Raw genomic sequence first — 14,706 nt, forward strand, 5'->3', positions numbered from 1 at the left:
CACACAGCGACACATTTATTGATCTGACTACAAAAACACCACAATTGTGATTTGGCGATCAAACAAAACTGCGTTACATTGCTAGACCGTCAAATGTAAAGGAATGCTCAGAATGGAAGTGGCGCAACGTTATTGGATGATAGAACTACTGGCTTTTTGGGAAGGGCAGATTAACACCACCCCTTTAATCAAGAGCTTCGGCCTATCGCGGCAAAGTGTCAGCCAGCTTCTTAAACAATATCAGGCCAATTTTCCAAACTCGCTAGACTATGATGCCAAACGAAAAGCCTATCAAATAACAGACCACTTCAAACCGCATTACATTGACCAAACCGTGGATGAATACTTTGATTGGCTAAATTACGGCAAAATCCCCACTTTTTCGAATACCGCCACGCACTCCGCTCAACACAGAATAGAAGCCCTAGCACGCTTCGTTTCGCCACAAGTCATGCGGCCGTTATTAAAAGCCGTCAGAGACAAAACCGCCGTAGATTGCGAATACCTCTCTGTTTCCAGCAGCGACCCACAAGGTCGGCTACTCTATCCCCATAGCTTTGTAAAAACTGCAGGACGCTGGCACGTTCGTGCTTACTGCGACATGCGACAACACTACCTCGACTTCGTCTTGAGCCGCTTTCAACATGTCGACTACGATGGCAAAGCCAGCGAACATACCGAGCAACAAGACACACTGTGGAACACCCCAGTCAGCCTCATTCTAGCCCCTGATTCGCGCCTCACCGACAAACAAAAACGCGTCTTGGAAAACGACTATGGCATGACGGATGGACAGCTCAACGTCACCACCCGCGCCGCTCTTGTTAAATACACCCTAGACGACTTGCAAATCAAAACCAAAATGCTCGAAGCCAACCCCCAAGCCCAACAACTGGTGTGTGTTAACTATACCGACATAAAACAATGGTTATTTGACTGATAAACACCATAAAACGCTGACATAGGGCAAAACCTGTCAAATGACTTTACGTGTGTAAATGAACAGTGTTGTGGGAGGACGGGAAATCAATCAAAGTATTGGAATTGAAGGAAGGAGAACCATAGTGAGTGAGAAAAAATTGGCTATTAAAGAGGCTCTTTCTCTTATTTCGAAGTATTGGGGAAAGGCTCGATCTTCATCCGATGAGGGGGATCCTTATCACTTGCTTCCTTTTCATTGCTTGGATGTGACCGCTGTCGCTGCTTATTGGTGGGATCATAGCTTTGTTATGCGAAACCGATTTGTACAAGGCAATGATTTACCTGAGGAACAAGTTAGAGCCTGGGTGCTATTTTTTATTGCTTTGCATGATCTTGGAAAATTCGATATTCGTTTTCAATGTAAGGCAGATAGTGTGTGGATATTACTAAACCCTGATGATAAACCTGTTCAACGCCCTTCTTATACGGCGTGTAAGGGTTTTGATCATGGACGTGCCGGCTTATATTGGTTTGTTGAAGATTCTCAGCCAACGTCTAGTATGGCGATGGGTAGTTTAGATTTTTTATTAAGTGCTCCTTTAGAGCACCCATATCAAGAGTGGTTTAGTTGGTTAGAAGCCGTGACAGGGCACCATGGCTATATTGTGAGAAGGGAAAACGTCAACAACCTTATGCTTGCTGAATATCCACAGCTTGCAGAGCGAGATAAATTAGCTCGACAGGCATGGTTAAAGGTTTTAGAAGCGCTTTTCTTAGAGCCAGTTGGCTTGTCTCTTGAATATATTCCACCTGCTCCATCGTCTTTACTTGCTGCTTTTTGCTCTATTTCCGATTGGTTAGGGTCTTGGATCTCAGAAGATACATTCCTTTATCGGGCATCGCCTTGCGACAGTTTAGGAGCATTGCGAGACTATTTTCAGGAAAAATATAAACGAGATGCAGCCTTAGTGATAGCACGCAGTGGCTTGATAAAAGAAAGCCGACCCTATGGGGGCGTGGCGAGTTTATTAAAGCAAGGTTATGAACCTAGACAGCTTCAGGTATTGGTGGATCATTTACCCATAGCATCTGGTTTAACTCAGGTTGAAGGTCCGACGGGGTCGGGCAAAACGGAACTTGCTTTAGCCTACGCATGGCGGTTATTAGAGGCTGGACTGGCAGACAGTATTGTTTTTGCTTTACCCACTCAAGCGACAGCAAACGCTATGCTAAGTCGTTTGGGGTCATTGGCAGATAAGCTGTTTGACCAGCCAAATATAATCTTAGCGCACGGTAATTCTCGTTTTAATGAGGAATTTAAAGCGATTAAGCAACGAGGCGGTAATGTTCAACAGCAAGAAGAAGCATGGGCACAGTGTTGTGAATGGTTAACACAAAGCCGTAAACGTGTATTTCTAGGTCAAATCGGGGTATGCACCATAGATCAGGTATTGGTGTCCGTATTACCAGTGAGGCATCGTTTTATTCGTGGATTTGTGGGACGAAGCATTCTTATTGTGGACGAGGTACATGCCTATTCAACTTATATGTATGGCCTGCTAGAAGAAGTGCTTAAACAACAGGCGCGAGCAGGTGGCAGTGCAATATTGCTATCGGCAACCTTACCAAAACATCAAAAGCGCCAGCTAATGGCGACTTATGGCGAGGTGGAGCTAGAAATTCCAGAAGCTTATCCATTAGTGAGCTGGAAAGGGAGTGATAAAGCTCGGTTTTGGGATTTAGAGAAAACGCCAGAGCACCAACCTAATCCTATTTCTCTAACACTTGAGCCTTATTATTCAGAGCAGCTTATACCCACCCATGAGCTATTAGAGCGAATGGTAGATGCTGTCGAGCAAGAAGGTGCTCAAGTGTGCTTAATTTGCAATTTAGTTGATGTTGCACAGCAAGTTTATGAGCAGCTTAAAGCACTGACTCATCATGAGGTCATTCTCTTCCACTCGCGTTTTACATTGATCGACCGGCAGGCAATAGAGGAAAAAGTACTGTCTTACTTTGGGCCTGATGGAAACCGTAGTGTAGGGCGCATTCTGGTATCCACACAGGTTGTAGAACAATCCCTTGATCTTGATTTCGACTGGCAAATTACTCAACTCTGTCCTGTGGACCTACTGTTTCAGAGATTTGGCAGGGTCCATAGACATAAACGAGACAATCGCCCGAAAAGCTTTCCTGAACCTAAAGCCACTGTCTTACTGCCAAAAGAAGAGAGTTATGGTGGCAGTGGCGTAATTTATTCCAATACAGTGGTTATGTGGCGAACTCAGCAACATATCGAAGCGCTTGGGCAATCGTCTTTGCAATTCCCTCCTGCCTACCGTGATTGGATCGAACCTATCTATCAAAAGGAATTAAAGGGTGATGAGCCTGAATGGGTGCGTCTAGGTTATGAAGAATTTAAAAAGAAAGAATTCATTAATAGAGGGTTAGCTCGGCAGATGTTGGAATGGGCGAAAGAGGCAGTGCCACATAAAGATGATGAGGCTAATATTCGTGCAGTTACCCGCGATGGTGACATGAGCTTACCTGTTATTCCTTATATTGAGACAGCACAAGGTAAGCAACTATTAGATGGTAAAGTGCTAGAGCGGATTCCAGAGTTCGAAAAACAAGAAGCTCAAATCTTAAATCGTGTCAATGTTCCCTCCACATGGAAGGATCTGTTTTTACAAAAAGCGGATGAAGAGGGGCTGATTTGGTTGCCGGGTCAGAGATTGGGTGATGTCTTTGAATTTAAAGGTAAAAAAGGTGTGAAATTTGTTTATTCACAGGAGAAAGGATTGGAGAAGCAACAATGAACCTACTTTTAGATAACTGGATTCCCGTTCGGCCTCTAGCCGGAGGCGAGCCGGAAAAAATAACTTTGCAACAGCTTTTCTGTGGGCAAGTAAGGTGGATACTGTGCTTGCCAAGAGATGATATGGAATTGGCTGCATTGCAATTGCTAATTTGCCTAGTGCAGGTCACTTGGCTGCCTAAATATAAGGGCGAATTTTTGGCGCGAGTTAGGGATGTGCTAAATGAGTCAGACTTTCAGCAAGGCGTAGCGCAATGGGGAGAAACTTTCCGCTTAGATCACCCAGAATATCCTTTTATGCAGGTAAAAGGTGTAGCGGCCAAAGAGCCAACGGGTATGGATAAGCTGATGGCGGGGTTAACTGGAGCTACAAACAGCGCTTTTGTTAATGAACCAAATCAGGCGGAAAGCCTATGCGGTGGTTGTGCAGCGATTGCGCTTTTTAACCAAGCCAATAATGCGCCTAGCTTTGGTGGTGGTTTTAAAAGTGGTCTGCGCGGTGGGTCCCCTGTTACAACGTTGATCAAAGGGAGCGACCTGCGCACGACAGTATGGCTCAATGTCTTAACAGAAGAACATTTGGATTCTTCTATGCCTGATTGGCGAGAATTGACTGACCAAGCACCCACTTGGCTACAGCTTATTGTTGCAGGTGAGAAGATACCAGCGATAAAGATTGGGTTGCTGAGAGGTTTGTTTTGGCAACCAGATCATATTGAATTATGTCCACCTGTAGGTGAAGGTCAGTGCTCAACCTGTGGTGCTTATAGCATTCAGCGCTACAGTGGTTTTCTAAAAGCGAAATTTAATTTTACTGTAGACGGTGTTTGGCCCCATCCGCATTCTCCTCGTGTATTGCAGATCAAAAAAGGCCAACAAGAAGAGAAGTTTTTGGCCTTTACTACTTCTGCACCTTCTTGGACTCAGATCAGTCGAATGCTGGTGGCACAGCAGGTAGAGAAAGGGCAAGAAGGTCATAAAACAGCGTCTGTTTTACAACAAATGCAGCAGATTTGGCCAGGACATCGTCTGCATCTGATTGTTGGCGGTTATCGTAATAATCAAGCATCTATTTTAGAACGTCGCCACGAAGTCTTATCTTTTAATCAAGGCTGGGAAAAGCACCCAGATACCATTCTCGCAGTGGTGCAGATAGGTTTGGGTTATAAAACCGCGTTGCGTAAAGCTCTATTCTTATTCGCCGAAGGGGTTAGAAATAGCGAGATAAAAGGCGCGGGTGTTGCCGTACAGGAGGTCGCTGAGCAGCAATTCTATCGTCAGAGTGACCCCGTTATTACAAGTTTGCTGGCTAGCTTAGATTTTGATCAGAGTGAACAAATCCTCGCTTATTTAAGGCTGCAACTGCGTGATATTTGCCTGCAACTTTTTCAGCAGACGACAGCTCCTTATTACCATCATCCTAAACTGGTTGCCTCCATGGCAATCGCCCGTCGTAATTTGCATAAGTCTCTTTCAGAACTTCAACCTCAAGGAGAGAAACATGACCCTCAAGAAGCTTGATGCCATGGCACTCTTTAACGCTTGGCAAACACTGGACTCAGGAGCCAGTGCCCAATTAAGACGTGTCACCAAACCGGATGAGCTACAAGATATTCCGGCGTTTTACCGCTTGGTTCAGCCATTTGGCTGGCAGGAAAAAGACAATCAACGCCAGTTACTGAGCATGGTGTTTTGCTTGAGTTCGGGTAAAAACGTGGTGAAAAATACTGCTGAAAAAGTCAGCTTAGGCAGGGCCTTGGCTAAGACTGGCGCCATTAATGAACGTCGAGTTTTTCAGCTTATCCGAGCAGATTATCCCAATGATTTGGTACAGCTTCGCCGCTTACTGATTCATGCTCAGCCTACTCTAAATTGGGACGATTTTGCTCAACAATTGCAGTACTGGGGCGCGAAGGCTAAGCGCCAGTTACTGGAAGACTTTGTGCTTGCTACACCAAAAAAAGATTAACTCTAGAAGGACTCAATCATGACTAACTTTATTAATTTCCATGTGCTTATTTCCCATAGCCCAGCCTGTTTAAACCGTGATGATATGAATATGCAAAAGGATGCTGTTTTTGGTGGTAAGCGACGTGTACGTATCTCCAGCCAAAGCCTTAAACGCGCTTTTCGTAAAAGTGACTATTACGCAAATCATTTTGGTAGCTCTAGTATTAGAACAAGACAGCTAGCTCTACTTGCAGAAGAGCTAGGATCGAGGCTGGAAATAGAAAATGAAGAGGATAAAGACTGGATACATAAAACTATTAAGGCTTTTACAAGTCAGTCGGCGACATCATCAGCTAATGATGAAAGCAATGAAGAAGAGGAAAGTGTTGTTAGTACAAAAAAAGTAGCTGTGGCTCCATGGTCATTAGAAGAGTTTAAGGAATTAATGTCTTTGGTGAAGACAGCTTACCAAACACCTTTAACAGAAAAAGAAGAAGCCAGCTTGGCTCAAAATATTAATAAAGAGCATGCTCGTAAGCCTACACAGAAGAAACCAAGAAAATCGGATGATGAGATAAAAGATGACTTCTATCTTAAAAAAGTGGCTGGGTTGGTGAAAGATAATATAAAAGTACTTTCTCAAGCATGTGGACAAACATTAGATATTGCCTTATCTGGTCGTATGGCGACGTCTGGTTTAATGACAAACATTGATGGTGCTTTATCATTAGCACATTCTATTACGACTCATACAGTAAATTCCGATATTGACTGGTTTACCGCTGTGGATGATTTGCAGCCACTTGGCTCGGGTCATCTTGACACCCAAGAGTTTTCAGCGGGGGTGTTTTATCGCTATGCCAGTTTAAATATTAGCCAGCTACAAGAAAACCTTGGTAATGCGGATAGGGCAAAAGCACTGGATATTGCGTCCCATTTGGCGCATCTGCTCGCTACAGAAACGCCTAACGCAAAACAGCGCAGCTTTGCAGCCTTTAACCCAGCTGATTTAGTGATGGTTTCCTTCTCTGATTTTCCAATGTCACTAGCCAATGCGTTCGAGCAACCTGTAAAACAAGATTCTCAAGGTGGATATTTATCTCCTTCGATTAAAAGCTTGAATGGCTACTGGGAAAAGGTTGCTAAAGGCTATGGATTAAATGGTGCGACGGCACAGTTCCAAATTTCAGTTAACGACGTGCCAGAAGGGATTACATCACTCGATACTCTTGCATCACTGAAAGAATGGATCCGTAACAATGGCGAGGTGTAATGATGGGGCAATATCTGATATTAAGGCTTTCTGGCCCCATGCAAGCGTGGGGACAGCCAAGTTTTGAAGGAACGCGCCCAAGTGCTGCGTTCCCCACTCGTAGTGGCTTATTGGGTCTTTTAGGTGCTTGTCTTGGGATTCGTCGTAATGATCGTAAAGCCCTGCAAGAACTGAGTAATGGGGTGCGTTTTGCTATACGGTGCGAGCAAAAAAATATCGAAGGGAAGGTGATCAAGGTTACTAAGCTAACGGATTACCATACGGTAAAAGACGCTCGTGAAAGTTACCAAGGTTTAAAAAGCCACGAAACCATACAAACATGGCGAGAATACTTATGTGATGCGACGTTTACTCTTGCAGTGTGGACGGTTGAGTCTTCTACTGTTTCATTAGAGCAATTGGCGCTAGCGGTTAAAAAACCTGTCTTCACACCTTATCTTGGTCGCCGGAGCTGTCCGTTGTCTGAGCCTCTTTATTTATCAGAAGTCGAGGCAGAAAAACCGCTGGATGCATTAAACCTTCATCCTCCCATTGAAGGTATCGTTTATAGCGAAATAGCAAATACAGAATATGATGGGCGAGTTTCAGTTCGAGACGAGCCTATTATTAATTTGCCTAGACAATTCGCAACACGTGAATGGTTTATTGTTCAAGGAGGGATCGGAAATGTATCTAAGTAAAGTCATGGTTAACTGGAAATGGGTCGAGAATCCTTACAAGTTACATAAAGCATTATGGCAACTGTTTCCTGATAGAGATGGTCAAAAGCGTGATTTTCAATTTCGAGTTGAGCAATACCAAAAAGGAATTGGTGCATTGGTTTTGTTGCAATCAGAGCAAGAGCCAATAAATGCTGATGTTGCCATGATTATGGCAAGCAAGTCTTTTAAGCCAAACATCGAAACAGGCTCAATTATACGTTTTAAGTTGCGAGCAAACCCTGTGAAAACGATCAAGGATAAATATGGTCGATTAACAAAAAAAGGGGAGCCAAAAAGTTGTCGAGTTCCTTTACTTAAAGAAGAAGATCAAATCAATTGGTTGCAACGAAAGCTTGAAGGAAAAGCGACTTTGCAATCTATTCAAGTACAAGTAGAAAAGCCTCTGTATTTCTATAAAGAATCTGAAGACCGCCGTGGTCAGATTAAGCCTGTTTGTTTTGAAGGAGTGCTATCTATTGATAATGCCGAGGCATTTTCACAAATGCTTCAAACAGGTATTGGGGCGGCTAAAGGAATGGGGTGCGGGATGCTATCACTGGCCCCTGCGGGATAAATATTCTCCCAATGTCATTGAATCTAATGACATTGGCATTGTTTTAAACCCGTCGAATCCAACGGGTTTAAAAATTTACCTGAGCCTTAATTGGCGAGCCACAAATAGTAATGAGCTAAACCATACAAGGAGCCAAGTATGAGTAGTTTTATTGCACTGAATCCGATTCCGATTAAGAATCGGGTGTCGATGATTTTTCTGCAATACGGTCAGTTGGATGTGAAAGACGGGGCGTTTGTGCTGATTGATGTGAATGGTGTGCGCACCCATATTCCAGTGGGTTCGGTGGCGTGCATTATGCTGGAGCCGGGCACGCGGGTGTCTCATGCGGCGGTGAAGTTGGCAGCAACTGTGGGGACATTACTAGTTTGGGTCGGCGAAGCGGGTGTGCGTTTGTATGCATCAGGGCAACCGGGTGGTGCTCGTTCGGATCGTCTGCTTTATCAAGCTAAGCTTGCCTTAGACGATGACTTACGCCTAAAAGTCGTGCGTAAAATGTTCGAGCTGCGTTTTGGCGAAGCGCCGCCTAGTCGCCGCTCGGTGGAGCAACTACGCGGTATCGAAGGCGCACGAGTCAAAGAAACCTATAAGTTACTTGCTAAGCGTTACGGTGTGGATTGGCAAGGCCGCCGTTATGACCCGAAGGATTGGGAAAAGGGTGATACCGTCAACCAATGCATCAGTGCGGCTACCTCATGTCTATACGGCATTACCGAAGCGGCCATCCTTGCCGCAGGTTACGCACCTGCTATTGGCTTTGTCCATACAGGTAAGCCCCTATCTTTTGTTTATGATATTGCCGACATTATCAAGTTTGATGCAGTGGTTCCTAAAGCCTTTGAAATCGCTGCCAAGGGGACTCATCAGCCTGATAAAGATGTGCGTATTGCCTGCCGAGATATTTTCCGCAGCGCCAAAGTGCTGGATAAGCTGATTCCATTAATTGAAGAGGTCCTTGCAGCAGGCGAGATAGCACCACCCGAACCACCAAAGGATAGCCAACCTCCCGCGATTCCAGAACCAGAGTCCTTGGCTGATAGTGGTCATCGGAGTCATTAGCGGAGAAACATCATGAGCATGTTGGTAGTGGTAACGGAAAACGTACCGGATAGGCTAAGAGGGCGTTTAGCCATCTGGTTATTAGAGATTCGTGCCGGTGTTTATATCGGCGATACCTCACGCAAAATCCGTGAAATGATCTGGGAGCAAATCAATGTTTTAGCGGAACAGGGCAATGTTGTAATGGCTTGGGCGACCAATACCGAATCAGGATTTGAGTTTCAAACTTATGGCGAAAATAGACGGATTCCTGTTGATTTAGATGGATTGAGACTGGTCTCCTTTTTACCAAAAGATAACTAACTTATTGATCTTAAAAAAATTTTGGTGGAACGGTTTGTTCTAAAAAAGAAATAAATAAAAGTTTTTAAAATCAATTGGTTACAGTTCTTTAAAAATTCAAAAAAGAGAAAAACTCTTGGTGGATTTTTTGCTAAAGAATTTTTCTTTGCAAAACAATCGTCTACACTAAGAGCGTTCCCCATGCACATGGGGATTAACCGCCATCAAAGTGGCCGAAGTTTCTCAGATTGAAGCGTTCCCCATGCACATGGGGATTAACCGTTTCAATATCTTGTATTTCTAGATTGCGAGACGCGTTCCCCATGCACATGGGGATTAACCGACAGGGGAAACGGATCAAAATGATGTCAATCAGCGTTCCCCATGCACATGGGGATTAACCGTGGAAATTTGATCGCGTGAAATCTGCGGTAGAGCGTTCCCCATGCACATGGGGATTAACCGGATTAAGAAATGAACTAGAAGGTCAAGATGCAGCGTTCCCCATGCACATGGGGATTAACCGCCATTTATGGCGGAGCTGATTTTGACACAGCTGCGTTCCCCATGCACATGGGGATTAACCGCACGGTTTATGCGGCGGTGGGCGCGGCACTGGGCGTTCCCCATGCACATGGGGATTAACCGCGGATATGGCATTTATTACCATTGCGGGTCAGGCGTTCCCCATGCACATGGGGATTAACCGTATAGCCTCTATAAAAATTGAATCTATTGATTGCGTTCCCCATGCACATGGGGATTAACCGTAAGCCATTTATTTGAGGAGTAACCTTTATTAGCGTTCCCCATGCACATGGGGATTAACCGCCAAAGGCAAGAACAGCACAACCGAAATCGAAGCGTTCCCCATGCACATGGGGATTAACCGACCGCGCTAAATTCGTTTAAAGAATGGATAGAGCGTTCCCCATGCACATGGGGATTAACCGTCAATACAGATGCCGTGGCAGAGCAGTTGTTTGCGTTCCCCATGCACATGGGGATTAACCGCACAAACTTGCCGCCTTGGAGACGCTAGACAAGCGTTCCCCATGCACATGGGGATTAACCAGTATTGTCCCTTCCCAATCGCTCAGCATGAGCGCGTTCCCCATGCACATGGGGATTAACCGCGAAACAGCGCGGGTAACATTCCGCGAGCGTGGCGTTCCCCATGCACATGGGGATTAACCGCCATTAGAAAAAACAATGGCGCAGATGCTAGCGCGTTCCCCATGCACATGGGGATTAACCGCGCAGTATTTCAAACATCAACAGATAAAGTATGCGTTCCCCATGCACATGGGGATTAACCGAGCTGTTGAAAATATTTTGAATAAACCTGCAAGCGTTCCCCATGCACATGGGGATTAACCGTCGGTAACGGGCTGGCTTGATCCTGCCAATCCGCGTTCCCCATGCACATGGGGATTAACCGCGCCAGCTAGTCAAAGACAGCTTTGAATTGAAGCGTTCCCCATGCACATGGGGATTAACCGATGCAGGTTTGTTTTTTGTTGGTTACACAAACGCGTTCCCCATGCACATGGGGATTAACCGAGGTTCGATAGATTGTGAAATAGACATGAAGGCGCGTTCCCCATGCACATGGGGATTAACCGGAAACCGCTATCCGCTCTGGCATGTACAGTTTGCGCGTTCCCCATGCACATGGGGATTAACCGTTCTAAATTAGTTTCGATTGGCAGCATGTTTAGCGTTCCCCATGCACATGGGGATTAACCGATGATGCTTTTTCCGCGCACGATCACCAACTAGCGTTCCCCATGCACATGGGGATTAACCGTATCAGATATTGAGGCAGCCACTGCAACTGGGGCGTTCCCCATGCACATGGGGATTAACCGCGGCGGTGTTTGATTCTGACGGTAATATGATAGCGTTCCCCATGCACATGGGGATTAACCGGCGGATATAATCAGCAACCGCCCCAAGGTGGAGCGTTCCCCATGCACATGGGGATTAACCGTGATGATACCCGCGACAGATTGACGCGCTTAGGCGTTCCCCATGCACATGGGGATTAACCGATTGGCACGATTTAATGCTTGAGCGTAGTTTGGCGTTCCCCATGCACATGGGGATTAACCGCATTTTGTTGAAATCGTGTACTCATTTGTGTAGCGTTCCCCATGCACATGGGGATTAACCGACAGTGTTGGGCTGGTTGAATTGACGCTCTTCGCGTTCCCCATGCACATGGGGATTAACCGAAGAAACAGATATTAATGCAATAGCTAACTCAGCGTTCCCCATGCACATGGGGATTAACCGAATCCGCCACCAAAGTAGAAGGCGATTATCGTGCGTTCCCCATGCACATGGGGATTAACCGTTATAAAGCGGCTTGCCTTGATCGTGTTTGGCGCGTTCCCCATGCACATGGGGATTAACCGCCAACGCTAAAGCAGAAGGCGTCATAACACAAGCGTTCCCCATGCACATGGGGATTAACCGGTCTTAAATCTTCCCCGCAGGGCGAAGCCCTCGCGTTCCCCATGCACATGGGGATTAACCGCACCTAGAAAGCATTTCTCGCAAACTAGATTGGCGTTCCCCATGCACATGGGGATTAACCGCTGTTGCCCAACACTAGGCAGCACATGCAGAGGCGTTCCCCATGCACATGGGGATTAACCAAGCACTGTTATTGTGACAGAGGGTAGAGATGCGCGTTCCCCATGCACATGGGGATTAACCGCTGAAATTGATGCGGCCATGGCTCGTGGGGAAGCGTTCCCCATGCACATGGGGATTAACCGGGCTTTTAGTACTTGCTTTAATTTCACCACTTGCGTTCCCCATGCACATGGGGATTAACCGCCATACCTGCATTAAACAGCCTACTCAAATAAGCGTTCCCCATGCACATGGGGATTAACCGTAGATATAAGGAAAATGCAAAAAAAATAAAGGGCGTTCCCCATGCACATGGGGATTAACCGCTCTATAGCCCATAAGCGGATGATCGCTCTCAGCGTTCCCCATGCACATGGGGATTAACCGTTCCGCCTCGCCCCGAACGATGAAAACTTGTTGCGTTCCCCATGCACATGGGGATTAACCGATCCAGCACCAAACATAATTCTAGTATCTTTAGCGTTCCCCATGCACATGGGGATTAACCGGACTTTGGCCAGCCTTTCGCTCCGTGCCTGTGGCGTTCCCCATGCACATGGGGATTAACCGGTTCTGCGACTTACGCAAAAGGTGGTGATCCGGCGTTCCCCATGCACATGGGGATTAACCGGCTTAGATAAACTAAACCCCTCTTTCGAGGGGGCGTTCCCCATGCACATGGGGATTAACCGTGATACCGCTGGAAACTCGGGTGTTTTTACTGGCGTTCCCCATGCACATGGGGATTAACCGGCGGGACGGTTACGAGCAACAAGGATCTTACTGCGTTCCCCATGCACATGGGGATTAACCGGCGAGGCTGCGAAAATGATTAGAGACAATTCAGCGTTCCCCATGCACATGGGGATTAACCGCCTTGGCTGCAAAGTCAGTTACTAGATATACTGCGTTCCCCATGCACATGGGGATTAACCGCATTCAAATTTAGCTTCTACATTGCCGACACGGCGTTCCCCATGCACATGGGGATTAACCGTGACTATATTCATAGTTATTGTGAACTAACATGCGTTCCCCATGCACATGGGGATTAACCGCCCTCATTGCGAGGGCTTTTGTTACTTAAACCGCGTTCCCCATGCACATGGGGATTAACCGAACTAACGGGAAATATGCGGGAAGCGCAATCGGCGTTCCCCATGCACATGGGGATTAACCGTTGCTACTATTGAACAAATTAAGGCCGTATATGCGTTCCCCATGCACATGGGGATTAACCGCTTTCAGAAAACGCTATCAAACAGATTATCCCGCGTTCCCCATGCACATGGGGATTAACCGACCGTGACATTGTTGAGCTTGATGAGCTTGGAGCGTTCCCCATGCACATGGGGATTAACCGCAAAAAGATAACCGTCAATGCAGATGGTTCCGGCGTTCCCCATGCACATGGGGATTAACCTCAACTAATTCAAAAATGGCCTGAGTGTAAAGAGCGTTCCCCATGCACATGGGGATTAACCGCTGGCCAGCACCATACGCAAGCTCTTGGAATCGCGTTCCCCATGCACATGGGGATTAACCGCGTCAGTAGTTGAACCTTGCTGCAAGAAGTTTGCGTTCCCCATGCACATGGGGATTAACCGGTTGCTTTGATGAACGCTTATGCGCCATTCAAGCGTTCCCCATGCACATGGGGATTAACCGCGTGCTTTAGATACTGGAAAGATAATGGTGAAGCGTTCCCCATGCACATGGGGATTAACCGCGAACCAAAATGACGAATATTACCGCATTCTGGCGTTCCCCATGCACATGGGGATTAACCGGTTGTCTAAAAACTCTTCGGCAATGTCGGGTTGCGTTCCCCATGCACATGGGGATTAACCGGCGAGATAGAACCTTGTCTATCTCGATACGCTGCGTTCCCCATGCACATGGGGATTAACCGCCGAGACGGCGAGCGTTATCAATCAAGAGTTGGCGTTCCCCATGCACATGGGGATTAACCGGTTCGGCGGTGGGTTATATCGTCAAATACATTGCGTTCCCCATGCACATGGGGATTAACCGGTTTCCGCCTTGATAGATGACCCGTGTGTCAGGCGTTCCCCATGCACATGGGGATTAACCGCGTCTGCATTTTTGCGACAAGGTTATTACTGAGCGTTCCCCATGCACATGGGGATTAACCGTATTTAATTGACGGTAAAACGGTCGTCCTAGAGCGTTCCCCATGCACATGGGGATTAACCGCGATCCGAAGCCAGAAACCGGATCAAGCAACGGCGTTCCCCATGCACATGGGGATTAACCGTCATTTTTTGGGTACATACCGAGGAAAATACAGCGTTCCCCATGCACATGGGGATTAACCGATAACATTTCACAATCTGTTAGCTATTTCACAGCGTTCCCCATGCACATGGGGATTAACCGCGCTCATGCTCGTCTCTACCGATCGCATTGCAGCGTTCCCCATGCACATGGGGATTAACCGATTATTAATTTGCGTTTCATGGTC

Annotated in this window: 9 protein-coding genes and 1 CRISPR repeat array (1 of these 10 only partly in view); all 9 genes read left to right on the top strand. The window is 46.4% G+C overall.

Translation table 11 applies throughout. From position 1 onward, the window contains the following. Positions 1 to 112: 112 nt before the first annotated feature. The 9 genes from ONZ52_RS09955 to cas2e all read left to right on the top strand — a co-directional run bounded on the left by ONZ52_RS09955 (position 113) and on the right by cas2e (position 9,599). A complete protein-coding gene (locus ONZ52_RS09955) occupies positions 113 to 940 on the top strand; it encodes a BrxR family helix-turn-helix transcriptional regulator (protein ID WP_265218453.1) in 828 nt (275 codons plus the stop codon). A gap of 124 nt (positions 941 to 1,064) precedes the next feature. Beyond that, positions 1,065 to 3,740, top strand: coding sequence for a CRISPR-associated helicase/endonuclease Cas3 (cas3, locus tag ONZ52_RS09960; protein ID WP_265218454.1), 2,676 nt, complete (start codon positions 1,065 to 1,067; stop codon positions 3,738 to 3,740). Continuing rightward, positions 3,737 to 5,260 carry a type I-E CRISPR-associated protein Cse1/CasA gene (casA, locus tag ONZ52_RS09965; protein ID WP_265218455.1) on the top strand — a complete coding sequence of 508 codons (1,524 nt, stop codon included), beginning with the start codon at positions 3,737 to 3,739 and terminating at the stop codon, positions 5,258 to 5,260. Before cas3 ends, casA begins: the two co-directional genes overlap by 4 nt. After that, on the top strand, positions 5,241 to 5,708 hold the full coding sequence (gene casB, locus ONZ52_RS09970; protein ID WP_265218456.1) for a type I-E CRISPR-associated protein Cse2/CasB: 468 nt from the start codon (positions 5,241 to 5,243) through the stop codon (positions 5,706 to 5,708). Before casA ends, casB begins: the two co-directional genes overlap by 20 nt. Before the next feature lie 18 nt (positions 5,709 to 5,726). Beyond that, entirely contained in the window at positions 5,727 to 6,962 is a 1,236-nt protein-coding gene (cas7e, locus tag ONZ52_RS09975) for a type I-E CRISPR-associated protein Cas7/Cse4/CasC (RefSeq protein WP_265218457.1), read from the top strand. Next, positions 6,962 to 7,642: a type I-E CRISPR-associated protein Cas5/CasD gene (cas5e, locus tag ONZ52_RS09980; protein WP_265218458.1), complete on the top strand. Its 681-nt coding sequence runs from the start codon at positions 6,962 to 6,964 to the stop codon at positions 7,640 to 7,642. The genes cas7e and cas5e overlap by 1 nt, the downstream gene beginning before the upstream one ends. Further along, positions 7,629 to 8,237 carry a type I-E CRISPR-associated protein Cas6/Cse3/CasE gene (cas6e, locus tag ONZ52_RS09985; protein ID WP_265218459.1) on the top strand — a complete coding sequence of 203 codons (609 nt, stop codon included), beginning with the start codon at positions 7,629 to 7,631 and terminating at the stop codon, positions 8,235 to 8,237. The genes cas5e and cas6e overlap by 14 nt, the downstream gene beginning before the upstream one ends. Before the next feature lie 138 nt (positions 8,238 to 8,375). Continuing rightward, positions 8,376 to 9,296, top strand: a complete 921-nt coding sequence (gene cas1e, locus ONZ52_RS09990) for a type I-E CRISPR-associated endonuclease Cas1e (protein WP_265218460.1) — start codon at positions 8,376 to 8,378, stop codon at positions 9,294 to 9,296. Positions 9,297 to 9,308: 12 nt separating this feature from the next. Beyond that, positions 9,309 to 9,599 (top strand): type I-E CRISPR-associated endoribonuclease Cas2e, encoded by a 291-nt coding sequence (cas2e, locus tag ONZ52_RS09995; RefSeq protein ID WP_265218461.1) that lies wholly within the window; start codon positions 9,309 to 9,311, stop codon positions 9,597 to 9,599. A 171-nt stretch (positions 9,600 to 9,770) separates the two neighbouring features. After that, positions 9,771 to 14,706: direct repeats of the CRISPR family, unit length 29 nt; unit sequence GCGTTCCCCATGCACATGGGGATTAACCG (it continues 4,493 nt past the right edge of the window).

It is taken from the genome of Marinomonas rhodophyticola (assembly GCF_026113935.1).
Classification (GTDB): domain Bacteria; phylum Pseudomonadota; class Gammaproteobacteria; order Pseudomonadales; family Marinomonadaceae; genus Marinomonas; species Marinomonas rhodophyticola.